The organism is Phenylobacterium sp. (assembly GCF_046463815.1).
In the GTDB taxonomy this organism is placed as follows: domain Bacteria; phylum Pseudomonadota; class Alphaproteobacteria; order Caulobacterales; family Caulobacteraceae; genus Phenylobacterium.
On the sequence record NZ_JBKBRO010000031.1, the window covers coordinates 1 to 24298 of the forward strand.

The following is a 24298-nucleotide window of genomic DNA, read 5'->3' on the forward strand; positions in this document are numbered from 1 at the left end:
GGCCGCCTGTTCCACCGTGCTCGCGCAGCCCGCGAGCCCCGAGGCCAGAGCCAGAAGAAGCGCCCCCCGCCGGATCATCCCCCCAACAGCTCCCGTCCGATCAGGTAGCGCCGGATCTCGTTGGTGCCGGCGCCGATGTCATAGAGCTTGGCGTCGCGCAGGAAGCGCTCGACCGGATATTCGCGGGTGTAGCCCGCCCCGCCCAGGGCCTGGATGGCCTCGAGGCTCACCTTCACCGCGTTCTCGGACGCCATCAGGATGGCGCCGGCGGCGTCGAACCGGGTGGTCAGCCCGGCGTCGCACGCCTTGGCCACGGCGTAGACGTAGGCGCGGGCCGAATTGAGCGCCACGTACATGTCGGCCACCTTGGCCTGCATGAGCTGGAACGAGCCGATCGGCTTGCCGAACTGCTTGCGCTCGCGGACATAGGGCAGCACCACGTCCAGGCAGGCCTGCATGATGCCCAGGGGGCCGCCGGAGAGCACCGCGCGCTCGTAGTCCAGGCCGCTCATCAGCACGCCCACGCCGCCGTTCAGCGGGCCCATGACGTTCTCTTCCGGCACTTCGCAGTCCTCGAACACCAGCTCGCCGGTGTCGGAGCCGCGCATGCCCATCTTGTCGAGTTTCTGGGAGACGCGGAAACCCTTGAAATCCTTCTCGATCAGGAACGCGGTGATGCCGCGGCTGCCGGCGTCCGGGGCGGTCTTGGCGTAGACCACCAGGGTGTCGGCGTGCGGGGCGTTGGTGATCCAGAACTTCGTGCCGTTCAGGACGTAGCGGTCGCCCTTCTTCTCGGCCTTGAGGCGCATGGAGACCACGTCCGAGCCCGAGCCGGCCTCGCTCATGGCGAGCGAGCCCACATGCTCGCCAGAGATCAGCTTGGGCAGGTAGCGGCGCTTCTGGTCCTCGGTCCCCCAGCGGCGGATCTGGTTCACGCAGAGGTTGGAGTGGGCGCCGTAGCTCAAACCGATCGACGCCGAGGCCCGGGAGACCTCCTCCATGGCCACCACATGCTCAAGATAGCCCAGGCCCAGGCCGCCGTACTCCTCCTCGACGGTGACGCCGTGCAGGCCGAGTTCGCCCATCTGGGGCCACAGGTCGCGCGGGAAGCTGTTGGTCTGGTCGATGTCGGCGGCGAGCGGCGCGATGCGGTCGGCGGCGAAACGGGCCGTGGTGTCACGGATCATGTCCGCAGCTTCGCCCAGGCCGAATTCGAGGGTGGGTCCGTGGTTCGGGATCATGGCGCGACGGTTAGCATGCGTCGCCCCCCCGACGCGAGGCGCCCCCGTCGGTTCTAGTCGCGCTCCGAGATCCTCGCCAGGCGCTCCAGAAGCCGGAAGACGGCCACCACGAAGAAGCCCACGCCGGCGATCCCGGCCGCCCAGGCGACGACGAGCGGGCTCGCCAGGTCGGTGACGGGCGCACCCCGCGCATTCAGGCCCCAGAACAGGCCGAAGCCGAAGAAGGCCAGCCCGAGCAGCGCCAGGACCACGTCCACGCCCAGGCCCGGCTCCCGCTTGCGCGGCAACGGCGTCACGCGGGCGGGGATGAAATCATGGACCGAGGTGTCGTCGATCACCATGCGGATCTGGGGCTCGGGCGGCGACACCAGCCGGGCGTCGTTGGCGGGCTCAGGAGCGGCCAGGTCCTGGGCCAGGTCGTGGGCCAGGTCCTGGGCGGTCTCCGGCGGCTGGGGCGCCTCCTCCGGATAGCTGCCGATGACCAGCGCTTCCGAGGCCGCCTCGGCCTCGGACGAGACAGCCTCGTCATCACCCTCGGCGGACGTGGTGATCGGCGAGGCGAAGTCGGCCTGCGGGCGGACTGCGGCGGCCTCCTCGCCGAATTCCGAGCCGGCCTCGGGGAAGATGGCCTGCAGGCGGCTCGTGACCGCCTCGGCGGCGGCGCGCACGGTCTCGCCCGGCGCCTCGTCCTCCACCGGCGGCGGTACGACGACGGGCTCGCCGTCGCGGCTGACCAGGACCTGCTCGCCCTCCAGCGATGTGACGAGGCCGGTCGGGCGCTCGCTCGGGATCAGGTCGCGGGCGTCGATGTCCGCCAGCGGCCGCAGCAGGGGCGACGGCGCGGGAATCCACACCCCGTCGGGCGGCGTGAGGAACAGAGCCTTCTCGGCGGCCCGGCGGCGCACCAGGGCGTCGATGACGATCCGCTGGCCCTGGAACTCGGCCTTGCGCCACAGCTCCATGGCGCAGGCGGCCTGGATGACCTCGCCCTCGTTGAGGCGCTTCAGCACCTGGGACCGGCGGAAGCTGTCGAGGCCCAGGTTGAAGGCGAAGCTGCAGAGGGCGTCGAACTGGTTCTGGTTGAGCGGGGTGAAGACGTGCTCGTTCACCGCATGGGCCACGGCGATCAGGTCGTAGATCAGCAGCGCCTCGGCGTCCTCCTCCGAGACCTCCGCCCCCTCCCGGGCCGTCAGCGTGTGGCCATAGCCGATCGTCCACCGCCCGTCGGGCAGCGCGGCCGCCTTGCGGCGGTAGCCCTCGAACCTCTCGATGAGGTCGATGGCGTTGCGTGAGACGCGGTGACGCGGACGCATGGCCCCGAAAGTGACCCAGAACGGCACAGGCGGAAGGGCCTGCGCCCTCCTCGCCGCAACTCTCACGCCACTTACAACAGAATGAGCGCCGCGAGACCCAGGAAGGCGAAAAAGCCTGTGAAGTCGGTCACGAAAGTCACGAAGACGGAAGAGGAAACCGCCGGATCGCGGCCCATGCGGTCCAGTGTCAGCGGGACGATGGCGCCCGCCAGGGAAGCCACGAAGAGGTTGATCATCAGCGCCAGGCCGAAAACGCCGGACAGCCTCAGGTCGCGGAAGAGAACGAAGATCACCAGGCCCGTCACGAGCGCCAGGGCCGCCCCGTTCAGCAGCCCCACCATCATCTCCCGGCCGACCGTCCGGAGCGCGTTGATGGCGGACAGCTCGCGGCTGGCCAGCGCCCGGACGGCCACCGCCAGCGTCTGGGTCGCGGCGTTGCCGCCGAGCGAGGCGACGATGGGGTTGAGGGCGGCCAGGATGACCAGCTTCTGGATCTCGCCCTGGAACGCGCCGATCACGCTGGCCGAGACCGCCGCGGTGATCATGTTCAGCGCCAGCCAGGGGATGCGCGACCTGACGGTCCCCCAGACGCCGGCGTCGCGGCCCGCGTCCGACACGCCGGCCAGGGCCAGGATGTCCTCCTCGCCCTCCTCCTGGATGACGCCCACGATGTCGTCGACGGTGATCTGGCCGACCAGGCGCCCGCCCGGCTCCACCACCGGGGCCGAGATCAGGTGGTACTTGTCGAAGATGTAGGCGACCTCCTCCTGGTCCATGTCGACCGGGATTTCCGTCACCTGCTCCATGATCTGGGCGAGCGGCACGTCGCGCTTGGAGCGCAGCAGCAGGCTGACCGGCACCGCCCCCACCGGCTTGTAGCTGGGGTCCACGACATAGACGTCGAAGAACAGCTCCGGCAGGTCGTCCACCTCGCGGCGGAAGTGGTCGATGGCCTGGCCGACGGTCCAGAACTGCGGCGCGGCCACCACCTCGCGCTGCATCAGGCGCCCGGCGGTCTCGTCCTCGTAGGCGAGCGTGGCCTCGATGGTCGCCCGCTCCGTCTCGGGCATGGCGGCCAGGACCTGGGCGCGCTTGTCGGCCTCCAGGTCGTCCACGACGTCGGCGGCGTCGTCGGACTCCATCTCGCCGATGGCCTTGGCCAGGGTCGCCGAGGGGACGTGCTCCAGCACCTCCTCGCGGATTTCGGTGTCCAGCTCGGACAGGATCTCGGCCAGGGTCTCGGGGTCGAGGTGCGGGATCAGCTCCTCGCGGGCGTCGGCCGAGAGGAAGCCCATCAGGTCGGCCACGTCGGCTGGGTGCAGCGCGCCCAGCAGCTCGCGCAGGCGCTCTGCGTCGCCGCGGTCGAGCGCGTCGACCACGTCGGAGACGAATTCGGGATTGAGGGCGTAGTCCTCGCCGAGCGCGAGGTCTTCCAGGTCTTCGTCGAGGTCGGAGTGAGCGTTGTCCTTTACCTGGGCGAGGTCGTCCGTTTCACGGCTCATGCGGACCTCCCTGGGCTATGTTGCGGACAGTCTAGCTCGATCCTCGTTGAAAACCCTGATTCACCGGTGCGGTCGAGGGGCGCTGCTTCGCCCCCGACGCCGCCTCACGTTCGCCTGCGAAGCTCCCGAGAGGGGGGGAAGCAGGATGGTGCGGTCGAGAAGACTCGAACTTCCACGGGTTGCCCCACAGCGACCTCAACGCTGCGCGTCTACCAATTCCGCCACGACCGCTCGTGGTGAGGCGCGGCAGGTAGCAAACGGCGACTGCTTTGTGAAGGCCCGCGCGTCCTTTAGACGCCGCGTTGGGAAACGCGGGCCTCAGACGCCCCCGGCCATGTAGTCGTAGACATCCGCCTCGCGGGTCACGGCGATGGCGATCTTGTCCTCGTTGATCTGGATCTCGCCCCGGGCGACCGGGTGGTTGTTGGCCAGGATCCAGACCTCCTCATTGACCGTGGCGTCGAGGGGAATCACCGCGCCGCGGCCCATGCGCAGGAGCTGGGCCATGGGCAGGGTCGCCCGGCCCAGGACCACCTGGATCTCGACGTTGACGGCCTTGACCTGACTCACGGGACTGAACGCTCCGAAATGAACGCCTGAGGCTTTGCGCCTGCCGCGCCTGAGGCCCACATTGAGGCGACATGCTTGACCACGCGTTAAACACCGCCACCGCGCCGCTGTTCGGCCGAGAGGACGCCAAGCCCGCCGGCTGGGCGGTCTCGCGGGATCTGGTGGACTATCCGGCGGCCGTGGCGGCCATGGAGGCCCGGGCCGCCGCCATCGCCGAGGGCCGTGCAGGCGAACTCGTCTGGCTGCTGGAGCATCCACCCCTCTACACCGCCGGCGTCTCGGCCAAGACCGCCGACCTGCTGGACCCGGAGCGATTCCCCGTCTTCGAGACGGCCCGGGGCGGGCAGTTCACCTACCACGGCCCCGGCCAGCGGGTGGCCTACGTGATGCTGGACCTGACGAAGCGCGGGCGCGACGTCCGCGCCTTCGTGGGCGCGCTGGAGGCCTGGATCGTCGGGGCCCTGGACCGGTTCAACGTGAGGGGTGAGATCCGCGAGGGGCGCGTGGGCGTCTGGGTGGAGCGCCGCCAGCCGGGCGCGCCGCCCCGCGAGGACAAGATCGCCGCCATCGGCGTGAAGCTGCGCCGCTGGGTCTCGTTCCACGGCGTGTCGCTGAACGTCGAGCCCGACCTGACCCACTTCTCGGGCATCGTCCCCTGCGGCCAGACGCAGCATGGCGTCACCAGCCTCGTGGACCTCGGCCTGCCCGTGACGATGGACGAGGCCGACGCCGCCCTGAAGGCCAGCTTCCGGGAGGTGTTCGGAGAGGTCGAGGACGCCGAGGCGCCGATCTAGGCCGGCGCGAGGGGCCTCAGGGGATTCGCGCCGTAGCGGTTGGCGCCCGGCTCGCCCGGCAGGATGGCTAGCTCGACGCCCGCCCAGACCAGCACCAGGAAGAACGGAAAGTCGAAGAAGCCGATCGGGTGCGGCCAGCAGGCCACGATCGAGAGCAGGATCAGGGCCGCCCACCAGCCCGATCGGCCCCTATCGTGCAGGCGTTTCGAGAGCACGCAGGCGCCGCAGTAGATCAGCACCGGATAGACGAACCAGCCGGTCACCAGCCGGGGCAGCATGCCCTCCACGAGGGTCTCGTAGAGGGCCGCGGCGGTCAGCAGCACGGCTGCGGCGATCACCGACGGCAGGCGCGCGGCCCGCCCGTTCGCCGACAGGAACAGCTCGCTGACCCCGACCTGACCGTTCATGGCGCCCCCGCGCGATTCATCGACCTCAGGCGAACTCTACCAGAACCTCGTCGGCCGCGACGCTGTCGCCGGACTTGGCGTTCACCGCCTTGACCGTTCCGTCGCGCTCGGCCCGGATGATGTTCTGCATCTTCATGGCCTCGAGCACGGCCACGACCTCGCCGGTCTTGACCTCCTGGCCGGCCGTCACGTCGATCGAGACCACCAGGCCCGGCATGGGCGACAGCACCATCTTCGAGGTGTCCGCCGCCTTCTTGGGCGGCAGCTTCTCGTGCAACTCGGCCGAGCGCGGCGTCAGCACCAGCACATGCTGGACGGCGGCCCGGTGGCGGATGACGAAGCCCTCGGCGGCCGGCTTAACCGTGGCGGTGAACGGCTTGCCGTCGATCTTCCCCCGGAACAGCGGCTGGCCGGGGCGCCAGTCGATGTCGGTCAGGCGGGTCTCGCGCCCCTCGCCGTGCACGATCAGGGCCCCGCCGTCGAGGCTCACGCGGACCTGGCGCTTCTCGTGCCCGATCACCTCGATCCAGTCGCGCCGAAGCTGCTGGGGCGCGGCGCGGGACAGCAGGCGCTGGTGCATGGCCAGCGCCACCGCGCCCATCAGGTCGCGCTGCTCGTCCGTCGGCGGCAGGCCGTGGAAGCCCTCGGGGAACTCGTCCTTGATGTAGCTGGTGGAAAGCTGGCCCGAGCGGAACCGCTCCTGGTCCATCACGGCGGCCAGGAACGGGATGTTCTGGCCCAGGCCCTCGATGTGGAAGTCCTCCAACGCCCGGCCCATGACGTCGATGGCCGCCTCGCGGGTCGGGCCCCACGTGGAGAGCTTGGAGATCATCGGGTCGTAGAACATCGAGATCTCGTCGCCCTCGCGCACGCCCGCATCGTTGCGGACGATGCCGCCGGCCACCGGGCCTTCCGTGGGCGGGTCGTAGCGGACCAGGCGGCCGATCGAGGGCAGGAAGCCCCGGTACGGGTCCTCCGCGTAGATTCGGCTTTCAATGGCCCAGCCGTCGATCTTCAGGTCGGACTGGGCGAAGGGCAGCTTCTCTCCGGCGGCGACGCGGATCATCTGCTCCACGAGGTCCACGCCGGTGATGAGTTCCGTCACCGGGTGCTCCACCTGCAGGCGGGTGTTCATTTCCAGGAAGAAGAAGCTGCGATCCTGGCCGGCCACGAACTCCACGGTGCCGGCGCTGTCGTAGCCGACGGCCTTGGCGAGCGCGACGGCCTGGTCGCCCATGGCCTTGCGGGTCTTCTCGTCGAGGAGCGGGCTGGGGGCCTCCTCGATGACCTTCTGATTGCGGCGCTGGATCGAGCACTCGCGCTCGAACAGGTGGACCACGTTGCCGTGCTTGTCGCCCAGCACCTGGATCTCGACGTGGCGGGGGCTCTCGATGAACTTCTCGATGAACACCCGGTCGTCGCCGAAGCTCGACTTCGCCTCGCCGCGGACCGCCGGGAAGCCCTCCTCGACGTCGCGGCGCATCCAGGCCACCCGGATGCCCTTGCCGCCGCCGCCGGCCGAGGCCTTGATCATCACCGGGTAGCCGATCTCCTCGGCGATCTCGATGGCGGTCCTGGTGTCGGCGATCTCGCCCATGTAGCCGGGCACGGTGGAAACACCGGCCTGGGCGGCGAACTTCTTGGACTCGATCTTGTCGCCCATGGCCTCGATGGCCTTGGGGTTCGGCCCGATGAACACTATGCCCTCGGCGGCCAGCCGGCGCGCGAACGACGCGTTCTCGGAGAGGAAGCCGAAGCCCGGGTGCACGGCCTGGGCGCCCGTCTGGCGCACCGCCTCCACGATCTTGTCGGCCACCAGATAGCTCTCGGACGCCGGGGCCCCGCCGATGAACACGGCCTCGTCGGCCATCTCCACGGCCATCGAATCGGCGTCGGCCTCGGAATAGACCACCACGGTGGCGACCCCCATCCGGCGGCACGTCTTGATGATCCGGACGGCGATCTCGCCCCGGTTCGCGATCAGAATTTTCGAGAACATCCCGTCCCTTATGCCTGCAACCTCGTGGCGGCGCGCGCGGCGTCCCGGCCTTGGCGACTTTCACTTGCGTGGAGGCGACCTTAGATTGACGGCCATGAGCACGCCAGCGGTCTCCCCTTCCGGCTTCGATCTCTCGCCCCCTAACGCAGAGGAACGCAAGCGCCTGGAAGCCGGCCTTTCCCGGGAGGAAGCCGACGTCCTGCTGCACCACGGGACCGAGGCCCCGTTCTGCGGCGGCCTGCTCGACCAGAAGGACGACGGGGTCTATTGCTGCCGCCTCTGCGCCCTGCCCCTCTTCCGCCACCAGACGAAGTTCGAGAGCGGCACCGGCTGGCCCTCGTTCTGGGCGCCCTTCGACGAGGCGCATGTGAAGGGCGTGCGCGACACCTCCTACGGCATGGTCCGCATCGAGACCCGCTGCGCCCGCTGCGACAGCCACCAGGGGCACGTGTTCCCGGACGGCCCGCCGCCGACGCGCCTGCGCTACTGCATCAACTCGGTGTCGCTGGAGTTCGTCCCCAACGGGCAGCCGCTGCGCGACCCGCTGGGCCGCGGCGACAACGACCACCTCAGGCCTTAGGCGGCCCGCGGCGACGGCCGCGCGCGATGGCGCCCTTGGGCAGGCTGTGGCGGCCCTCCTCCTCGCCCATCAGGTGATTGAGGATCTGGAACAGGAAGGCCGTGGACCAACCGATCAGCAGCATGCCGTTGATGGATTCCAGCACGCCCACGATGCGCCAGTTGACGGGCAGCAGCGCGCCGGTCTCGCCCACGGTCGAATAGGCGCTGGTGGAGAAGTAGAGCGCTTCTTCCAGCGACCCCAGCATGTGGCCATGCCAGTAGATGACGGCATAGAGCCAGATCTCGATCCCGTGCAGGACGAAGAGGCCCATGACGATGCCCAGCGGCACCAGGAGCCGGTCCAGGGCCAGCCAGCCTATGAACCGGCTCAGGTGCCAACGCACGATGGACTGCAAGGCATCCAGGCCCAGCAAGTGTATGAGCACCGTCGCGCTGACGATCAGCGTCGCGATCCACAGTTGATGGAAAAGGCCCGGCATCCGTCCGCAGAATGAGGGCGAACGGACGCCGCGCCTTGATCCAGGGCAATGGTCGAGCCGTCAGGCTCCTGCGCCCTACAGCGGAATATTGTCGTGCTTCTTCCAGGGGTTCTGGAGCTGCTTGCCCTTCAGGCTCTTGAGCGCCCGCACGATGCGGCGACGGGTGCCGTGGGGCATGATCACGTCGTCGATGTAGCCCCGGGAGGCGGCCACGAACGGGTTGGCGAAACGGGCCTTGTATTCGGCCTCGCGGGCGGCGATGGCGTCGGGGTCGCCGATCTCGGCGCGGAAGATGATCTCCACCGCCCCCTTCGAGCCCATCACGGCGATCTCGGCCGTTGGCCAGGCGTAGTTCACGTCGCCGCGGATGTGCTTGGAGCTCATCACATCGTAGGCGCCGCCGTAGGCCTTCCGCGTGATCAGGGTGATCTTCGGCACCGTGGCCTCGGCGTAGGCGAACAGGAGCTTGGCGCCGTGCCGGATCAGGCCGCCCTGCTCCTGCTTGGTGCCCGGCATGAAGCCCGGCACGTCCACGAAGGTGATGATCGGGATGTCGAAGGCGTCGCAGAAGCGCACGAAGCGGGCGCCCTTGCGGCTGGCGTCGATGTCCAGCACCCCGGCCAGGGTCTGGGGCTGGTTGGCCACGATGCCCACCGTCTGGCCGTCCATGCGGGCGAAGCCCACGACGATGTTCTTGGCGAAGTCGGGGCTGATCTCGAAGAAGTCGGCCTCGTCCACGACCTTCAGGATCAGCTCCTTCATGTCGTAGGGCTTGTTCGGATTGGCCGGCACCAGGGTGTCGAGCGAGGGCTCCTCGCGATCGGGCGCGTCGAAGCTCTCGCGGACCGGCGGCTTCTCGCGGTTGGAGAGCGGCAGGAAATCCACGAGGCGGCGGACCTGGGTCAGGGCCTCAAGATCGTTTTCGAAGGCGCCGTCGGCCACGCCGGACTTCAGCGCATGGACCCGGTAGCCGCCCAGCTCCTCGTGGCTGACCTCCTCGTGGGTGACCGTCTTCACCACGTCCGGGCCGGTCACGTACATGTACGATGTGTCCTTCACCATGAAGATGAAGTCCGTGATGGCCGGCGAATAGACGTCGCCCCCGGCGCAGGGGCCCATGATGACGCTGATCTGGGGGATGACGCCCGAGGCGAGCGTGTTCTCGAGGAAGATGTCCGCGTAGCCGCCCAGCGCCGCCACGCCCTCCTGGATGCGCGCGCCGCCGGCGTCGAACAGGCCGATGATCGGCGCGCCGACCTTCAGGGCCTGGCGCTGGACCTTCAGGATCTTCTCGGCGTGGGCGCTCGACAGCGAGCCGCCGAAGACGGTGAAGTCCTTGGAGAAGACGTAGACGACCCGGCCGTTGATGGTCCCCCAGCCGGTGACCACGCCGTCGCCGGGGATGCGCTGCTTCTCCATCCCGAACTCGGTCACGCGGTGCTCGACGAACATGTCGAACTCCTCGAACGAACCTTCGTCCAGCAGGAGGTCGATGCGTTCGCGGGCGGTCAGCTTGCCCTTGGCGTGCTGTGAGGCGATGCGCTTCTCGCCGCCCCCCAGGCGGGCCTCGGCGCGGCGCTTCTCGAGCTCTTCCAGGATGTGCTTCACGGACGTCTCCTTGCGAACCCGCAGGCGTAGTCGGCGCCGAAACGCCGCGCAAGGTCACGCCGGGTGAGGGTCAGGCGGACGTCTGGGCCCGGAACGGCCCCGGACCCGCCATCATGAAGGCGTACTGGTTCATCTGGGCCGCCTGCAGCAGGGCGAGGCCCGCCTGCCCCTGGGCCACGGTGCGCATGGCGCCGGCCTGGGCGGGGGTGAAGACGCCGGGCGTGTAGAAGGCCCCGAGGCCGGCGGGCGCGACCGGCGCGGCGACGGGCTTGGCGTTGCGCTTGGAGAACGGGACGTCGGCGAGATCGCTGCGAAGCTGCTGGCGGACCGACTCGAGGAAGCGCACGGGCGCGGGATCGTCCACCACCACGACCGGCGCGGGCTGGGGCGCGGGTTGCGGAACAGGCCCGGGTCCGGGCTCCGGCTGGGGTTCAGGCGTCGGCTCGGGCTCCTCCGAGACCGGCGGCGGCGGATCGTGCGGCTTCGGCCCGTGCGGCCAGCCGGGTCCGTGGCCGCGCCCATGATCCCGCCCGCCATGCTCCTGGACACGCAGCAGCGCCGCCAGGACGTCCTGCGCCAGCACGGGCCCGCGGGCGCGGACCTCGGCCCCCCGGCCGGTCCGCGCCTGCTCCCTATCGGTGCGCGACACCGGCTCGACGCGCGCGGAAGCCGCCGGCCAGCGGCCGGTGGAGAGAGGCTTCACGTGGGCGATCGATCCGATCACGTCCCTGGGCTCCCGTGCCGAAGCGGCACAATCGCCGCCCGGACAGGAGCCGCGGGGCAAGGCCGAGGCCAGAACCCGGCTCGGATGGTTACTGGGCGGAGGGCTCCACCAGGCCCCGGAACCACCGCTCCAGCATCCGGGCCTCATTCCGCAGCCGCTCGGCCCGTTCGGCGGCCTCGGCGTCCACGCCCCACTTCTCTTCCTGGAACGCCTCGTCGAGGCGCGAGAGGTCGAAGGCCTCGTCGGCGCTGAGCCAGCCGCGCAGCATGGCCAGGCCCAGGACGGACGAGCCCAGCAGCGGGACGCCGAACGCGAAACCCGCCAGGGCGAAGTCCTCCAGCGACAGGGCGATCTCGCGCACCCGCGCCAGGGTCGCGGCCGGCTGTTCGCGGTGGACGATGCCCGTGGCGCGCTCGAACACCAGGCCCTCCTCGGCCTGAGCCCGCGCCAGCAGCGGCCCCCAGCGCTCTTCCTGACGGGCGACGAGCGCCGCCGGTCCCTCGGCGAAGTAGCAGAGCAGGTCCGCCCCGGCATACTGGGCGAGCTGGTCGGCGATGGCCTCACGGCTGCCCGGCACGCTCTCGATGGCGGTATTGGCGAGCCGGTTGGCGTGCATCTGGGCCAGCTCGATGGTGTCGCCCTGGGCGGCCCATTCCTCGGCCACCTGTTCGGCGAGCGCGCGCGTCGGCGCGGCGAACCTCGCGCCCTGCGGCGTGCGCAGGCCCCGTCCGTCGAGGAGGATGCCGAAGCCCGCCTCCCCCGGCTCGACCGTCACGTCTTTGTAGAACCGCCGGGGTTTCTCGACGGGTTCGTGGAAGCCCTTGCGCAAGGCGTCGTCTCCTGAAAGCGGGCGCGCATGGAATGGGGGCGCGAGACCCGGGATGCAAGAGCGCCCGATCGCCTCAGCGCTTGCGGCCGAAGGGCTCGGGATCGGCCTCGTGCTCGTCGAAGCCGAAGCGCTCGAAGCCGGCCTTCATCTCCCTGCCGATCGGCGCCTCCAGCATCAGCGTCCCGCGCGAGGGGTGCGGAAGGACCAGCCGTCGGGCGTGGAGCTGGAGCTTCAGGTCGCCCGACAGCTCCGACGACGCCTCGGTCTTGTACTTGGGATCGCCCAGGATCGGGTGGCCCATGGCCAGCATGTGCGCCCGAAGCTGATGGGTGCGGCCGGTGTGGGGCCACAGCGCCATCCAGGCCACCTTGTCGGCGGCCCGCGCCAGGGTCACGAACTCGGTTTCCGCCGTCTCGGCCTTCGGGTCCTTGGGATCGGCCGGGACCATCATCTCGCGGTCGCCGACGCCCTTCTTGGCCAGCGGCAGATCCAACACCCCTTGCGAGGGCTTCGGCAGGCCGGCCACCAGGGCCCAGTAGATCTTCTGCGTCCGCCGCTTGGCGAAGGCCCCGGCCAGCTTGGCGGCCGCGCCCGGGGTCTTGCCCAGCACCAGCACGCCCGACGTGTCGCGGTCCAGGCGGTGGACCAGACGGGGACGCTCCAGCCCCTCGCCCCAGGCCGAGAGCAGGCCGTCGACGTGGCGCGTGGTCTTGGTGCCGCCCTGCACCGCCAGGCCCGAGGGCTTGTTCAGCGCCAGGACCTCCTCGTCCTCGTAGATCACCAGGCTCTTGGCGTAGGCGATGTCGCGCGGGTCGAGCTCGCCCTTGGCCCGGGGAGGCGGAGCGGTCGGCAGCGGCGGCACACGCACCTGGGAGCCGGCCGACAGGCGCGTGTCGGGCTTGACCCGGGCCCCGTCCACGCGGATCTGGCCCGAGCGGGTCAGCTTCTGGATCTGGATGTGGTTGAGGTGCGGCCAGCGGCGCTTGAACCAGCGGTCCAGGCGCACGCCCTCCTCGCCCTTGTCCACGTAGAGGGTCTTGACCTCCTTCATGCGAAGATCCGGCGCGCGAGCCTCAGGCCGGCGAACAGGGCCGCCACGGCCAGGACCACCGAACCCAGGCTGTAGAGGATGGCGTGACCCAGGGTTCGGCGCTCGATCATCAGCGCCAACTCCAGCGAGAACGCCGAGAAGGTGGTGAAGCCGCCCAGCGCGCCCACGCCCAGCAGCAGGCGCCAGTTCTCCTGGCCCGCGCCGCCGCGCAGCGCCAGCACGCCAACCAGCGTTCCCATCAGGAACCCGCCGAGGACGTTGACCATGAAGGTCCCGTAGGGCCAGGCCGAACCCAGGTGTCTGAAGGCTTGAACGCCCAGGAGGTAGCGCGCCACGGCCCCCGCCGCGCCGCCGGCCCCGACGAGCAGGAGAGCTTGCATGGCGCCCCTTATGCGACGCGCCGCGCCGCAAGGGAAGCAGAGGGGGCGTCAGCCCCGGGGCGCGAGGTTCCGGCGCAGCGCCTGGGCGTCATAGGTGTCGAGGCCCGGCGGACGGGGGCCGCGCCCCATCAGCACCTCCAGGGTGGCCGCCACCGAGGGGCCGCCGCCCAGGTTGAAGCTGGTCCCCAGCCCCAGGCCGACGCTGGAATGTCGCCCAAAGTCCGCGCCGCCGACGCCCAGGCCGAGGCGCGCACCACTGTCGCCGCGTCCTTGCATGAAGCGGTCGGTCACCTGGAACCAGTCGTAGCCGTCGGCCACAGCCAGGTCGGCCGCGCGCAGCAGCGCCAGGTCCGAGACGTACCGCGGCGAGGCGCCCGGCCCGCCCTGGAAGGTCACGCGGTAGCGCCCGGGCTCGATCCGGTACTCCGAATAGCCGATGGCGCTCGGACCGGCGGCCGGCTGATAGACCGTGGGCTGGGTGGCGCAGGCGGCCAGCGAGAGGGCGGCCAGCGCAGGGACGATCAGGCGTTTCATGCTCGGGCCTCCGACGAACCCATGGGCGAAAACCCCTTCCGGTTCCGCTGCTTGTAGCTCGAAACGGTGAACGGACGGCGCCGTTCCTCTGGTCAGATCGTCAGAGAAGGCCGAGGGCTGCGGCGAGTTCCTGGAAGTCGGCGGGCGGCGGGGCCTCCAGCCGCCTGGTCACTCCCTGCGGGTGGGGGAAGGCCAGCGCCCGGGCGTGCAGCATCAGACGCGGCACGGGCCGGCCGCCGACCATCAGCGCCCCGCCGTAGCGGGCGTCGCCGGCGATGGGCCGTCCGATGGCCGCCAGGTGGACGCGGAGCTGGTGCATCCGGCCGGTCTCGGGCTCCAGTTCCAGCAGCGCCGCGCCCTCTCCCGCCTTCAGGGTGCGGTAGCGGGACACAGCGGCCTCGGCGTCGGGATGATCGGGCTTGCAGACCCGCATGTAGGCTTCTCGGCCTTGTTCGTCGCGGCGCAGCGGCAGGTCGATAACGCCGGCCGCCGGTTCAGGCGCGCCGGGCGTGACGATGGCCTGATAGGTCTTGGAAAAGGCGCGCTTCATCAGGGCCTTGCCAAGGAAACCTGCGGCCGGCTTGGTCTTGGCGGTGAGGATCACGCCCGAGGTGTCGCGGTCCAGGCGGTGGATCAGCCGGGGGCGCGCCTTGCCCGGCCTGGCGAACGCCCACAGCAGTTCGTCCAGGGTGTTCACCTGGCCGCGGCCGCCCTGGCTGGACAGGCCCGCGGGCTTGTTCAGCGCCAGGATGTCGGCGTCTTCGTAGATGACCAGGCTCCGGACGAGGGCGACCTCGTCCGGTGTGAGGTGGACAGGCTTGAGCGGCTTCACCCGCCCATCTAGCGGAGCACCCCCTGCTTCGTCACCCGCCGGGCGTACCAGACGAAGAAGACGCACGAGACGAGGATCACGCCCTGCATGACCATTACCGGCGGGCCCATCACCGTCCGGCCGTCCGTGAGGACGTAGTAGTAGACGAGGCTGAGCACGAACGCCGCCAGCGAGGCCACGAAGACGTGCAGCGCCCACGTCGAGCGGAGCAGGAGCAGCAGCCCCGCCAGGACTCCGCCCCACACGCCCACCGCCCACACGGCGGTCATCCAGGCCGGCATGTCGTGGAAATAGGCAATTTGGGCGTCGGTCATCCCCATGCTGCGCATGTAGGCGTCGCCCTGAAGGTTGGTGCGCAGGTAGTCGTAGGCGCCGAAGCCGTTCCAGAGGATCGCCGCGATCCCCACCAGCCAGAAATGCCAAGGCGTCCTCGCAGGCGTCGGCGTCTTTGCAGGCGTGGCTGCATCCGTCGTCGTCATGGTCGTTCCCTCCCCAGAGACACGGGGGAGAGCCTAGGACTCAAGCTTTCGGATAACAATGATCGCCGTTCACTCACCCCGCTCGCGGCGGATGGCGGCCCAGCGCTCCAGGCGTTCCTTGATCCGGGCCTCGTTCCCCTCGCCGCGCGGCTCGTAGAACCGCCGCCGCGCCATGCCGTCCGGGAAGTAGTTCTGGCCCGAGAAGCCTTCGGGCGCGTCGTGGTCGTAGGCGTAGCCCTTGCCATAGCCCAGGTCCTTCATCAGGCGGGTGGGCGCGTTCAGGATATGGCTGGGCGGCATGAGCGAGCCCGTCTCCTTGGCCGCCTTCATCGCCTGGCCGAAGGCCTTGTAGACGGCGTTGGACTTGGGCGCGGCGGCGAGATGGACGACGAGCTGGGCCAGGGCGATCTCACCCTCGGGCGAGCCCAGGAAGTCGTAGGTGTCCTTGGCGGCGTTGGCGAGCACGAGGCTCATGGGGTCGGCCTCCCCGATGTCCTCGGCCGCGGCGCGGATCAGGCGCCTGGCGATGAACAGCGGGTCTTCGCCGCCCTGGAGCATCCTGACCAGCCAGTAGAGCGCGGCGTCGGGGTCCGAGCCCCGGATCGACTTATGCAGAGCCGAGACGAGGTTGTAGTGCTCCTCGCGGTCCTTGTCGTAGGCCGGGCTGCGCTTCTGCAGGATCTGACCCAGCTCCATGGTGGTGAGGGGCTTGGCCGAGGCGATGTTGAACAGCGTCTCAGACAGCGTCAGCAGGTAGCGTCCGTCCCCGTCCGCGAGGGCGACCAGGTCGGCGCGGGCCTCGGGCTCCAGCGGCAGGGCGCGGCCCTCCTGGGCCTCGGCCTTGGCCAGCAGGGCCTCCAGCGCCTCCTCGTCCAGGCGTTTCAGCACATAGACCTGGCAGCGCGACAGGAGCGCCCCGTTCAGCTCGAAAGAGGGGTTCTCGGTGGTGGCTCCCACCAGGGTGACGATCCCCTCCTCCACGAAGGGCAGGAAGCCGTCCTGCTGGGCGCGGTTGAAGCGGTGGATCTCGTCGACGAACAGGAGCGTGGCCTGGCCGGCGAGGCGCCGCGCCCTCGCCTGCTCGAAGGCCTTCTTCAGGTCGGCGACGCCCGAGAACACCGCCGAGAGCTGCTGGAACTCGTAGCCGGCCTCCTTGGCCAGCAGACGGGCGATGGTGGTCTTGCCCGTGCCTGGCGGGCCCCAGAGGATCATGGACGACAGGCGCCTGGCCTCGGCCATGCGCCGGATCGGGCCTTCGGGACCCAGCAGGTGGTCCTGGCCCACCACCTCATCCAGCTTCTGCGGGCGCAGGCGGTCGGCCAGCGGCGAGGGCTGCTGGGGCGTCAGGCCCGCGGCTTCGAAGAGGTCGGCCATGTCGGCGGGCTTAGCACAAAGGCCCGTCCGGTCACGAGGTCATGAGAGGCGGGCGGATCAGAAGCGGGCCGTGATCGTCTGGCCGCCCCGCTCGAACACCACCTGCCAGCCGCGCGACGGCGCCTCGAGGGCGGCGACGAGCTGGCGCACGGTTTCGACCCGACGGCCGTTGACCGAGCGGATGATGTCGCCGGGCCGGAACCCCGCGCCGGCGGCGAATCCCCGCCCCAGCCCCGAGATGAGCACGCCCGGCCCCCCGAACGGATCGAGGCCCAGTTCGTCCGCGACCGCCGGCGAGAGGTTCACCACGGTCGCGCCGTCGAGGGGGTTCTGCCCCTCGATGGTCCGCTGGTCGCGCGCCGGGGTGGCCGGCGGCGCCTCGGCCCGCATGGTCAACGTCTCCTGGCGCCCCGCCTCGCGGCGGACGGTGAGCCGGATGGCGTCGCCCGGCCGGTGCGTGGCGATGGCGTAGTTTAGGCTGGCGGCGTCCACCACGGGGCGACCGTCCACCTCGGTGATCACGTCGCCCTGGCGAAGACCGGCGCGGGCCGCCGACCCATTCGGCCAGAGGTCGGCCACGAGCGCGCCCTGAGGCAGTGGCAGGCCCAGGCTGCGGGCGATCTCGGACGTCACGCTCTGGGTGCGGGCGCCCAGCCACGGCCGGATCACGGCCCGCCCGCCGCCGACGGCGGTCTCCACCACCCGGCGCACCACGGCGGCCGGAATGGCGAAGCCTACGCCCGAGGACGTCCCCGAGCGCGAGAGGATGAAGCTGTTCACCCCGATCAGGTCGCCGTCCATGTCGACCAGCGCCCCGCCCGAGTTGCCGGGATTGATCGCCGCGTCGGTCTGGATGTAGGCCGAGCCGCCGTCGCCCGAGGGATCGGCGGTGCGGTTGATGGCCGAGACGATGCCGTTGGTGACGGTCTGGCCGACGCCGAAGGGGTCGCCGATGGCCAGCACCAGGTCGCCGACCTCGGTGTCGCCGGAATCGTCGATCGGCAGCACGGGCAGGCGCTCGCCCGCCGGCACGTCGATCTTCAGCACCGCCAGGTCGGTCCTGGGGTCGGCCAGCAGGATGCGGGCCGGGAACTCCCGCCGGTCGGCGAGCGCGACGGTGATCTCCTGCCCGCCCTCGACCACATGGTTGTTGGTGACGATGACGCCGTCCGATCGGACGATGGTCCCCGAGCCCAGGGAATTGGCGACACGGGCCCTGGGCACGCCCAGGCCGAACAGTTCCCAGAACGGATCGGTCTGCGCCCGCACGATGCGGCGGGCGGAGATGTTCACGACCGCCGGCGCCGCCCGCTTCACGACAGGAGCGAACGAGGTCTTCACCGCCGCGGCGCTGGCCGGCGGGACGCGGTTGGGCGGGGCGAACGCAGGCTGGGCCTGGCCGGCCCCGGGCTCGCTGCAGGCGACGAGCAGGGCGGCGGCGGGGATCAGGACGCGAAGGGCGCGCATGGGGTCTCCGGTCGAACGGTCAAGGCGGAATCTCCCAACGTTTCAGGCGCAAAAAAGGCGAAGTTCAAGCCGGAAGCGCTTCCGGCTCCGGCGCCTTGGCCGCCCCCAGCGCGATCACGAACGCCAGCGTGAGCAGGCCCGCCGCCAGATAGATCGCCAGGCCAGGAACGTGGAACGCCTCGTGCCGCAGGGACCAGGCGAAGGTCTCGCCGAAGATCACCGGTCCGAGGATGGCCGCCACCCCCGCCAGGCTCTGGTTGGCGCCCTGGAGCTGGCCCTGTTCGTGCGGCGCGACCCGGCGGGTCATCAGCCCCTGCAGGCCCGGCATCAGGAAGCCCATCAGCGCGAAGATCGGCACGCCCAGGAGGTAGAGGGTCCCGGTGGGCGCCGCGCCGTACCAGACGAAGCCGGCCACCCCGGCCGCCGCCCCCAGCAGCACGGCGTTGCGCTCGCCGATCCGCCGCACGACCGGGCCGATCAGGAAGCTCTGGACCACCAGGCCCGCCACACCCGTGAGCATGAAGGTGAAGCCCATGATCTGGGGCGTCCAGCCGTACCGGTAGCCGACGTAGAGGACGAAGATGGTCGGCAGCACCATGTGGGCGATCTGGAACAGGAAGCCGATGGAGACGAGGCCCAGGAGGTCGCGCTTCTCGCGCAGGAGCTGGAGGGACCCTACGGGATTGGCCCGCTTCCAGTCGAAGGCCCTCGCCCGCCGCTCGGGCGGCAGGGATTCCGGAAGAATGAAGAGGCCGTAGAGCCAGTTGACCAGGGTGAGCGCCGCGGCGGCCAGGAACGGCAGGCGCAGGTCCGTCTCGCCCAGGAAGCCGCCGATCGCCGGGCCGAAGATGAAGCCCACGCTGAAGGCCGCCCCCATGCGGCCGAAGATCTTGGCCCGCTCGGCAGGGGCGGTGACGTCGGCCAGATAGGCGTTGGCGGTGGAGAAGCTGGCGGCGGTGGCCCCGTTCAGCAGCCGGCCCAGGAACAGCCACGCCAGCGTCGGAGCGAAGGCCATGAACAGGAAGTCTATCCCCAGGCCGAACAGCGAGATCAGCAGCACCGGCCGCCGGCCCCAGCGGTCGGACATCAGGCCCAGGAAGGGTCCCGAGAAGAACTGCATCACGCCCCAGGCGCTGGCGAACAGCAGGTTCCATTCCGAGGCCTGGGCCGTGTCCCCGCCGGCGAACTGCTTGATAAGGTTCGGCAGGATGGGGATCATGATGCCGAACGAGATCGAGTTCATCAGCGCCAGCGCGAAGATGAAGCCGAATCCGGCCTGGCGGCCGCGCGGCCCCGTGATCGTCTTCCCGGCCATCCCGATCTCCTCCCCCGATCCGGAACTCTAGGCCGCCTCGGCGACGCTGCGAAGCTGCTCGCGCCACCATTCCGCCAGCCGCATCAGCAGCGCCTGGTCGGGGAAGCCGTGGCGGGCGGCGCTGTCGGCGGGGACCCGGTCGAAGCCGCGGTGCTCGACGCTGACCCGGGTCTCCTCGCCTGCCGCCTCGAAGCGCACCTCGACCTCGGTCACAAGCTCGGGCGGGAAGTTCGCCTGGCGCCACGAGAAGACCAGCCGGGCCGGCGGCTCCCAGAGGAGGATGCGGCCGATCTCGAACACCTTGCCGCCCTCCAGGGTCTCGATGAGACGCCCCCCCTTCCCCGGCTCGAACGCCAGCCGGCCGGGCGGCCGGGGCGTGGTCTGGAAGAGGCGGTTCGGCCGCCACCAGGCGCCGATCTCCTCGACGAAGACCCGGAAGGCGTGCTCGGGCGCGGCGCGCACCCGAAGCGCAACGACGACCTTCGAGGTCATTCGCCGGACTCCACGTGGGCCTTGAAGGCGGAAAGCTGGGCGCGCCAGAGCCGCTCGCTCTCCTCCAGCCATCTGAGCAGGTGGACCATGGGTTCGGGCCTCAGGGCGTAGACGCGGACGCGCGCGTCGAACTCGGGATGTGATTCCTGAACGAGGCCGCCGGCGCGCAGCGTCTTCAGATGCCGGCTCATCACCGGCGCGGAGACGCCGACCTCGCGCGCCAACTCGCCAGCGGGCCGGGGCCGCTGGGCCAGCAGGTCCACCACGCGCCGGCGCGTGGGATCGGCGAGCGCCGCGAGCGTGCGGTCGACCGCCGCGCTCACACCCAGCCCTGGATCTTCAGGCCGCTGGCGGCCTCAGCCTCTTCCCGGCTGACCGCCTGGACCGTCTGGCCGACCGTCCAGATGTGGCCTTCGGGGTCGCGGCAGCGGTAGGTGCGGTCGCCGTAGAACTGGGTCGCCGGCTCCATGATGATCTCGAAGCCCGCCGCCCGGGCCCGTTCGCAGTGGGCGTCGACGTCGGTCTCGATCTGGATGTGGACGGTCTGGGTGTTCTTGCCGCCGAGGGAGGCGGGGCTCCTGTGGTCGTCGCTCCACTCGTTTCCCACCATGACGACGCCGTTCCCGAAGCGCATTTCGGAATGGGCCAGATTCCCCTCCCCGTCCTCGACCAGCATGACGAGTTCGAAGCCGAACGCGCGCTCCAGGAAGTCCAGGGCGGCCTTGGGATCGCGGTAGCAGATGGCCGAGATCAGCGGCCCACGCCAGTCGGCCATGACGGCCTCCTTTTCTGATATCTGCAATATTTAGCGCAACGTGCAACTAATGAGTCAAGCCGCAAAGCAAAGGCCCCGGAAGTCGCCTTCCGGGGCCTCGCAATCTGGTCAGGAGCGCTGGACTCAGTCTTCGGCGAAGACGGCTTCGGCCACGGGCCCAGAGTCCTTGCCCTTCTCGGCCGGGTCGCGATCAACGAACTCGATCACGGCCATCGGGGCGTTGTCGCCGTAGCGGTAGCCCGCCTTCAGGACGCGGATGTAGCCGCCGTTGCGCTCGGCGTAGCGGGGGCCCAGGACGGCGAACAGCTTGCCGACCTGCTCGACGTCGCGAACCTGGCTGATCGCCTGGCGGCGGGCGTGCAGGTCGCCGCGCTTGGCCAGCGTCACCAGCTTCTCGACGAAGGGACGCAGTTCCTTGGCCTTCGGCAGGGTCGTGACGATCTGCTCGTGCTTGATCAGGCTCGCGGACATGTTGGCGAACATCGCCGTCCGGTGGGCGGTCGTACGACCCAGTTTGCGGTGGGCTTTGCCGTGACGCATCTCAGTATCTCCTGGGCTCTCCGGCCCGCCTGGCCGCCCGATCGTCTGGGCGTCCGCCTAACCAAGTCCCAGCCTTGCTCCCGCCTGGGTCAACACGAAGCGCCGGGGCCCTCCACCGCTGTTGCGGCTTCGCAGGGCCCGGACCGCGGATCGCGGTCTGGAGCGGCGCGGCAGTCGATTACATCTGGTCTTCGAACTTCTTCGCCAGCTCTTCGATGTTCTCCGGCGGCCAGTTCGGCACATCCATGCCGAGGTGGAGGCCCATGCCGGCGAGCACTTCCTTGATCTCGTTCAGAGACTTCCGACCGAAGTTCGGCGTGCGCAGCATCTCGGCTTCCGTCTTCTGGATCAGGTCGCCGATGTAGACGATGTTGTCGTTCTTCAGGCAGTTGGCCGAACGGACGGAGAGTTCGAGCTCGTCCACCTTCTTCAGCAGCGCCGGGTTGAACGGCAGTTCCGGCTTGGCCTCGCCCTCGACCTTCTTCTTCGGCTCTTCGAAGGTGATGAAGATCTGGAGCTGGTCCTGCAGGATGCGGGCGGCGTAGGCCACGGCGTCCACCGGCGACACGGCGCCGTTGGTCTCCACTTCCATCACCAGCTTGTCGTAGTCGAGGCTCTGGCCCTGGCGGGTCGGCTCGACGCGGTAGGCGACGCGCTTGACCGGCGAGAACAGGCTGTCGACGGCGATCAGGCCGATCGGGGCGTCCTCGGGGCGGTTCATCTCGGCCGGGACGTAGCCCTTGCCGGTCTGGACCGTGAACTCCATGCGCACGCTGGCGCCGTCGTCCAGGGTGCAGAGCACGTGGTCGCCGTTCAGGATCTCGATGTCGGCCGGGGCCTCGATCTGGCTGGCGGTGACGACGCCGGGGCCGGTGGCCCGGAGCGTCATGCGCTTCGGCCCTTCGGCGTGCATCCGCAGCGCCAGTTGCTTGATGTTCAGGACGATGTCGACGACGTCCTCACGCACGCCTTCCAGCGACGAGAACTCGTGGACCACGCCGTCGATCTGCACGGCCGTCACAGCGGCGCCTTGCAGCGAGGATAGAAGCACGCGACGCAGGCTGTTGCCCAGCGTCACGCCGAACCCGCGTTCGAGCGGTTCGGCGACCAGACGGGCCTTGCGGCTCGCGTCGGCGCCGGTCTCGATCTGCGGCTTCTCGGGACGGATAAGCTCGTTCCAGTTTCTTTCGATCACTTGGTGTCCCTCGGAACGCAGGATCGCCGGCCGCGAACGCGGTCCGGCGCCTCGAATTGCAATACGTGTTTACTCAGACGCGCCGGCGCTTCGGCGGCCGGCAGCCGTTATGCGGAATGGGGGTCACGTCACGGATGGTGGTGATCGTCATGCCGACGGCCTGCAGCGCCCGCAGCGCCGACTCGCGGCCCGAACCGGGGCCCGAGACGTTCACTTCGAGGGTGCGGACGCCGTGTTCGGCGGCCTTGCGGCCCGCGTCCTCGGCGGCCATCTGGGCGGCGTAGGGCGTCGACTTCCGCGAACCCTTGAAGCCCATCAGCCCCGCGCTCGACCAGGAGATGGTGTTCCCCTGCGCGTCGGTGATGGTCACCATGGTGTTGTTGAAGGAGGCGTTCACGTGGGCGACGCCCGACGTGATGTTCTTGCGCTCGCGGCGTTTGACGCGCGCCGGTTCCTTGGCCATCGGAGATAAACTCTCTTACTTCTTCTTGCCGGCGATCGGCTTGGCGGGGCCCTTGCGGGTCCGGGCGTTGGTGTGCGTGCGCTGGCCGCGGACCGGCAGGCCCTTGCGGTGGCGCAGGCCGCGGTAGCAGGCGAGGTCCATCAGCCGCTTGATGTTCACCGCCGTCTCGCGACGGAGGTCGCCCTCGACCATGTAGTCACGGTCGATGGTTTCGCGGATTTGCAGGACCTCCTGGTCGGTCAGCTGATTGACGCGCCGGGCGTCCTCGATGCCGACCTTCGTGACGATCTCACGGGCTTTCGCCGCGCCGATGCCATGGATGTACTGCAGCGCGATGATCACGCGCTTGTTGGTGGGAATGTTGACGCCAGCGATACGGGCCACGTGGGAAGATCTCCTGATCACGCAAGAGAAGCGCGAACGGCGCCCCGGCCCCTCTTTGCCATAGGCATAGGCCGGCGCGTCCTTCGCGCTCTTTCGCGGAAGCGCTTCGTTATAGGGATCGGGGCGCCTCCGTCAATGGCGGAAACGCCCAAATGTGAACGATTTCCTGCGCGCGCAAGGGGTGCCCTTCCCGCGCCGGTCCGCTCACAGTCCCCTGCAAGCTAGCCTGGGATGGTTAAGGAAAGCATGAGCCGGCGGGCCGCGCAACGTGGCGGACCCCGCGCGACAGCGTCGCATGCCGCCGGGTTGTGTCCACGCCGACTTCGCGCCGGCGCGCCGATCGATTCCCGGATCGGGCCCTAGCCGGCCTTGGCCAGCGCCGCGTCGATGGCGGCGGCGACCTGGTCGATCGTGCCCATGCCATCCACCTCGACCAGCTTCCCCTGGCCCTCGTAGTAGGGCAGCAGCGGCGCGGTCTGGGTGTTGTAGGCGTCAAGGCGGACCTTGAAGCTTTCTGGGTTGTCGTCGGCGCGGCCGGACTCGGCGAACCGGCCGGCGATGCGCTGCATCAGGGCCTCGTCGTCCACCTTCAGGCGCACCACGAGGTCGATCTGGCGGCCGCGCCGCTTCAGCATCGCGTCCAGGGCCTCGGCCTGGGCGAGCGTGCGGGGGAAGCCGTCGAAGATCGCGCCGCCCGCAGCCTCGGCCTCGGGCAGGCGCTGCTCGATCAGCTCCACGACGATGGCGTCCGAGACCAGTTCGCCGCGCTGCATGATGCCCGACACCCGCTGGCCGAGCTCCGAGCCCGATGCGATGGCGGCGCGCAGCATGTCCCCGGTCGAGAGCTGCACCATCCGGCGCTGCTCCACCAGGCGCTTGGCTTGTGTCCCCTTCCCCGCCGCCGGCGGGCCGAACAGGATCAGGTTCATCGACTACCCCTCCCCTCGCCGGCGCTCTTCCGTCCCCGGC

Annotated in this window: 28 protein-coding genes and 1 tRNA gene; 2 read left to right on the forward strand and 27 right to left on the reverse strand. The window is 69.8% G+C overall.

Going from position 1 to position 24298, the window contains the following annotated elements; genetic code table 11:
• Window positions 1-74: 74 nt before the first annotated feature.
• The 5 genes from ACK4TT_RS17130 to ACK4TT_RS17150 all read right to left on the reverse strand — a co-directional run bounded on the left by ACK4TT_RS17130 (window position 75) and on the right by ACK4TT_RS17150 (window position 4626).
• Entirely contained in the window at window positions 75-1241 is a 1167-nt protein-coding gene (locus ACK4TT_RS17130; protein WP_409641136.1) for an isovaleryl-CoA dehydrogenase, read from the reverse strand.
• A gap of 53 nt (window positions 1242-1294) precedes the next feature.
• The gene (locus ACK4TT_RS17135) at window positions 1295-2554 is read right to left on the reverse strand and encodes a lysozyme (RefSeq protein WP_409641139.1); all 1260 of its coding nucleotides are present in this window, start codon (window positions 2552-2554) and stop codon (window positions 1295-1297) included.
• A 71-nt stretch (window positions 2555-2625) separates the two neighbouring features.
• On the reverse strand, window positions 2626-4056 hold the full coding sequence (mgtE, locus tag ACK4TT_RS17140; RefSeq protein WP_409641141.1) for a magnesium transporter: 1431 nt from the start codon (window positions 4054-4056) through the stop codon (window positions 2626-2628).
• A gap of 146 nt (window positions 4057-4202) precedes the next feature.
• A tRNA-Leu gene (locus ACK4TT_RS17145) sits at window positions 4203-4287 on the reverse strand.
• Between the two features lie 87 nt (window positions 4288-4374).
• Complete coding sequence (locus ACK4TT_RS17150) at window positions 4375-4626, reverse strand: FliM/FliN family flagellar motor switch protein (RefSeq protein ID WP_409641144.1); 252 nt, start codon at window positions 4624-4626, stop codon at window positions 4375-4377.
• Between the two features lie 71 nt (window positions 4627-4697).
• Here ACK4TT_RS17150 and lipB point away from each other — a divergent pair, with 71 nt between their 5' ends.
• Complete coding sequence (gene lipB / locus ACK4TT_RS17155; protein ID WP_409641147.1) at window positions 4698-5420, forward strand: lipoyl(octanoyl) transferase LipB; 723 nt, start codon at window positions 4698-4700, stop codon at window positions 5418-5420.
• Here the strand turns inward: lipB and ACK4TT_RS17160 are convergent.
• Together ACK4TT_RS17160 and ACK4TT_RS17165 are read right to left on the reverse strand one after the other, a co-directional pair.
• Window positions 5417-5827 (reverse strand): DUF805 domain-containing protein, encoded by a 411-nt coding sequence (locus ACK4TT_RS17160; protein WP_410213481.1) that lies wholly within the window; start codon window positions 5825-5827, stop codon window positions 5417-5419. The two genes, lipB and ACK4TT_RS17160, sit on opposite strands and share 4 nt — an antisense overlap.
• A 25-nt stretch (window positions 5828-5852) precedes the next feature.
• Window positions 5853-7826, reverse strand: a complete 1974-nt coding sequence (locus ACK4TT_RS17165; RefSeq protein ID WP_410213482.1) for an acetyl-CoA carboxylase biotin carboxylase subunit — start codon at window positions 7824-7826, stop codon at window positions 5853-5855.
• A gap of 94 nt (window positions 7827-7920) precedes the next feature.
• Here ACK4TT_RS17165 and msrB point away from each other — a divergent pair, with 94 nt between their 5' ends.
• Window positions 7921-8406 carry a peptide-methionine (R)-S-oxide reductase MsrB gene (msrB, locus tag ACK4TT_RS17170; protein WP_410213483.1) on the forward strand — a complete coding sequence of 162 codons (486 nt, stop codon included), beginning with the start codon at window positions 7921-7923 and terminating at the stop codon, window positions 8404-8406.
• Here the strand turns inward: msrB and ACK4TT_RS17175 are convergent.
• The 20 genes from ACK4TT_RS17175 to ACK4TT_RS17270 all read right to left on the reverse strand — a co-directional run bounded on the left by ACK4TT_RS17175 (window position 8396) and on the right by ACK4TT_RS17270 (window position 24258).
• On the reverse strand, window positions 8396-8887 hold the full coding sequence (locus ACK4TT_RS17175) for a hypothetical protein (protein ID WP_410213484.1): 492 nt from the start codon (window positions 8885-8887) through the stop codon (window positions 8396-8398). The genes msrB and ACK4TT_RS17175 overlap by 11 nt on opposite strands.
• Window positions 8888-8962: 75 nt before the next feature.
• Window positions 8963-10495, reverse strand: coding sequence for an acyl-CoA carboxylase subunit beta (locus tag ACK4TT_RS17180; protein ID WP_410213485.1), 1533 nt, complete (start codon window positions 10493-10495; stop codon window positions 8963-8965).
• A 70-nt stretch (window positions 10496-10565) separates the two neighbouring features.
• Window positions 10566-11219: a hypothetical protein gene (locus tag ACK4TT_RS17185; protein ID WP_410213486.1), complete on the reverse strand. Its 654-nt coding sequence runs from the start codon at window positions 11217-11219 to the stop codon at window positions 10566-10568.
• An 88-nt stretch (window positions 11220-11307) separates the two neighbouring features.
• Window positions 11308-12048 carry an ATP12 family chaperone protein gene (locus tag ACK4TT_RS17190; protein WP_410213487.1) on the reverse strand — a complete coding sequence of 247 codons (741 nt, stop codon included), beginning with the start codon at window positions 12046-12048 and terminating at the stop codon, window positions 11308-11310.
• Window positions 12049-12121: 73 nt separating this feature from the next.
• Window positions 12122-13099 carry an RluA family pseudouridine synthase gene (locus tag ACK4TT_RS17195; protein ID WP_410213488.1) on the reverse strand — a complete coding sequence of 326 codons (978 nt, stop codon included), beginning with the start codon at window positions 13097-13099 and terminating at the stop codon, window positions 12122-12124.
• Window positions 13096-13479, reverse strand: coding sequence for a fluoride efflux transporter CrcB (crcB, locus tag ACK4TT_RS17200; RefSeq protein ID WP_410213489.1), 384 nt, complete (start codon window positions 13477-13479; stop codon window positions 13096-13098). Before crcB ends, ACK4TT_RS17195 begins: the two co-directional genes overlap by 4 nt.
• A gap of 48 nt (window positions 13480-13527) precedes the next feature.
• Window positions 13528-14013 carry a CC0125/CC1285 family lipoprotein gene (locus ACK4TT_RS17205; protein ID WP_410213490.1) on the reverse strand — a complete coding sequence of 162 codons (486 nt, stop codon included), beginning with the start codon at window positions 14011-14013 and terminating at the stop codon, window positions 13528-13530.
• 100 nt (window positions 14014-14113) lie between these two features.
• On the reverse strand, window positions 14114-14845 hold the full coding sequence (locus ACK4TT_RS17210; RefSeq protein ID WP_410213491.1) for an RluA family pseudouridine synthase: 732 nt from the start codon (window positions 14843-14845) through the stop codon (window positions 14114-14116).
• Between the two features lie 8 nt (window positions 14846-14853).
• Window positions 14854-15324, reverse strand: a complete 471-nt coding sequence (locus ACK4TT_RS17215; RefSeq protein ID WP_410213492.1) for a hypothetical protein — start codon at window positions 15322-15324, stop codon at window positions 14854-14856.
• Between the two features lie 69 nt (window positions 15325-15393).
• Complete coding sequence (locus ACK4TT_RS17220) at window positions 15394-16698, reverse strand: replication-associated recombination protein A (protein ID WP_410213493.1); 1305 nt, start codon at window positions 16696-16698, stop codon at window positions 15394-15396.
• A gap of 57 nt (window positions 16699-16755) precedes the next feature.
• Window positions 16756-18165: a Do family serine endopeptidase gene (locus ACK4TT_RS17225; RefSeq protein WP_410213494.1), complete on the reverse strand. Its 1410-nt coding sequence runs from the start codon at window positions 18163-18165 to the stop codon at window positions 16756-16758.
• Window positions 18166-18229: 64 nt separating this feature from the next.
• Window positions 18230-19480: a TCR/Tet family MFS transporter gene (locus ACK4TT_RS17230; RefSeq protein ID WP_410213495.1), complete on the reverse strand. Its 1251-nt coding sequence runs from the start codon at window positions 19478-19480 to the stop codon at window positions 18230-18232.
• Between the two features lie 27 nt (window positions 19481-19507).
• Window positions 19508-19972: an SRPBCC family protein gene (locus tag ACK4TT_RS17235; RefSeq protein ID WP_410213496.1), complete on the reverse strand. Its 465-nt coding sequence runs from the start codon at window positions 19970-19972 to the stop codon at window positions 19508-19510.
• A complete protein-coding gene (locus ACK4TT_RS17240) occupies window positions 19969-20295 on the reverse strand; it encodes an ArsR/SmtB family transcription factor (protein ID WP_410213497.1) in 327 nt (108 codons plus the stop codon). The genes ACK4TT_RS17235 and ACK4TT_RS17240 overlap by 4 nt, the downstream gene beginning before the upstream one ends.
• Window positions 20292-20747: a VOC family protein gene (locus ACK4TT_RS17245; RefSeq protein WP_410213498.1), complete on the reverse strand. Its 456-nt coding sequence runs from the start codon at window positions 20745-20747 to the stop codon at window positions 20292-20294. The genes ACK4TT_RS17240 and ACK4TT_RS17245 overlap by 4 nt, the downstream gene beginning before the upstream one ends.
• Window positions 20748-20870: 123 nt before the next feature.
• Window positions 20871-21287, reverse strand: coding sequence for a 50S ribosomal protein L17 (gene rplQ, locus ACK4TT_RS17250; RefSeq protein ID WP_410213499.1), 417 nt, complete (start codon window positions 21285-21287; stop codon window positions 20871-20873).
• 178 nt (window positions 21288-21465) lie between these two features.
• Window positions 21466-22482, reverse strand: a complete 1017-nt coding sequence (locus ACK4TT_RS17255; protein ID WP_410213500.1) for a DNA-directed RNA polymerase subunit alpha — start codon at window positions 22480-22482, stop codon at window positions 21466-21468.
• Between the two features lie 73 nt (window positions 22483-22555).
• The gene (gene rpsK, locus ACK4TT_RS17260) at window positions 22556-22945 is read right to left on the reverse strand and encodes a 30S ribosomal protein S11 (protein WP_012521811.1); all 390 of its coding nucleotides are present in this window, start codon (window positions 22943-22945) and stop codon (window positions 22556-22558) included.
• 15 nt (window positions 22946-22960) lie between these two features.
• The gene (gene rpsM / locus ACK4TT_RS17265) at window positions 22961-23329 is read right to left on the reverse strand and encodes a 30S ribosomal protein S13 (protein WP_410213501.1); all 369 of its coding nucleotides are present in this window, start codon (window positions 23327-23329) and stop codon (window positions 22961-22963) included.
• A 359-nt stretch (window positions 23330-23688) separates the two neighbouring features.
• Window positions 23689-24258, reverse strand: coding sequence for an adenylate kinase (locus ACK4TT_RS17270; RefSeq protein WP_410213502.1), 570 nt, complete (start codon window positions 24256-24258; stop codon window positions 23689-23691).
• Between the last annotated feature and the right edge of the window lie 40 nt (window positions 24259-24298).

Excerpts from the sequence above, each read along its gene's own strand:
- ACK4TT_RS17130 (WP_409641136.1), bottom strand. The coding sequence starts at position 1,241 with ATGATCCCGAACCACGGACCCACCCTCGAATTCGGCCTGGGCGAAGCT.
- ACK4TT_RS17135 (WP_409641139.1), bottom strand. The coding sequence starts at position 2,554 with ATGCGTCCGCGTCACCGCGTCTCACGCAACGCCATCGACCTCATCGAG.
- mgtE (WP_409641141.1), bottom strand. The coding sequence starts at position 4,056 with ATGAGCCGTGAAACGGACGACCTCGCCCAGGTAAAGGACAACGCTCAC.
- lipB (WP_409641147.1), top strand. The coding sequence starts at position 4,698 with ATGCTTGACCACGCGTTAAACACCGCCACCGCGCCGCTGTTCGGCCGA.
- ACK4TT_RS17160 (WP_410213481.1), bottom strand. The coding sequence starts at position 5,827 with ATGAACGGTCAGGTCGGGGTCAGCGAGCTGTTCCTGTCGGCGAACGGG.
- ACK4TT_RS17165 (WP_410213482.1), bottom strand. The coding sequence starts at position 7,826 with ATGTTCTCGAAAATTCTGATCGCGAACCGGGGCGAGATCGCCGTCCGG.
- msrB (WP_410213483.1), top strand. The coding sequence starts at position 7,921 with ATGAGCACGCCAGCGGTCTCCCCTTCCGGCTTCGATCTCTCGCCCCCT.
- ACK4TT_RS17175 (WP_410213484.1), bottom strand. The coding sequence starts at position 8,887 with ATGCCGGGCCTTTTCCATCAACTGTGGATCGCGACGCTGATCGTCAGC.
- ACK4TT_RS17195 (WP_410213488.1), bottom strand. The coding sequence starts at position 13,099 with ATGAAGGAGGTCAAGACCCTCTACGTGGACAAGGGCGAGGAGGGCGTG.
- crcB (WP_410213489.1), bottom strand. The coding sequence starts at position 13,479 with ATGCAAGCTCTCCTGCTCGTCGGGGCCGGCGGCGCGGCGGGGGCCGTG.
- ACK4TT_RS17205 (WP_410213490.1), bottom strand. The coding sequence starts at position 14,013 with ATGAAACGCCTGATCGTCCCTGCGCTGGCCGCCCTCTCGCTGGCCGCC.
- ACK4TT_RS17215 (WP_410213492.1), bottom strand. The coding sequence starts at position 15,324 with ATGACGACGACGGATGCAGCCACGCCTGCAAAGACGCCGACGCCTGCG.
- ACK4TT_RS17220 (WP_410213493.1), bottom strand. The coding sequence starts at position 16,698 with ATGGCCGACCTCTTCGAAGCCGCGGGCCTGACGCCCCAGCAGCCCTCG.
- ACK4TT_RS17225 (WP_410213494.1), bottom strand. The coding sequence starts at position 18,165 with ATGCGCGCCCTTCGCGTCCTGATCCCCGCCGCCGCCCTGCTCGTCGCC.
- ACK4TT_RS17230 (WP_410213495.1), bottom strand. The coding sequence starts at position 19,480 with ATGGCCGGGAAGACGATCACGGGGCCGCGCGGCCGCCAGGCCGGATTC.
- ACK4TT_RS17235 (WP_410213496.1), bottom strand. The coding sequence starts at position 19,972 with ATGACCTCGAAGGTCGTCGTTGCGCTTCGGGTGCGCGCCGCGCCCGAG.
- ACK4TT_RS17245 (WP_410213498.1), bottom strand. The coding sequence starts at position 20,747 with ATGGCCGACTGGCGTGGGCCGCTGATCTCGGCCATCTGCTACCGCGAT.
- rplQ (WP_410213499.1), bottom strand. The coding sequence starts at position 21,287 with ATGCGTCACGGCAAAGCCCACCGCAAACTGGGTCGTACGACCGCCCAC.
- rpsK (WP_012521811.1), bottom strand. The coding sequence starts at position 22,945 with ATGGCCAAGGAACCGGCGCGCGTCAAACGCCGCGAGCGCAAGAACATC.
- ACK4TT_RS17270 (WP_410213502.1), bottom strand. The coding sequence starts at position 24,258 with ATGAACCTGATCCTGTTCGGCCCGCCGGCGGCGGGGAAGGGGACACAA.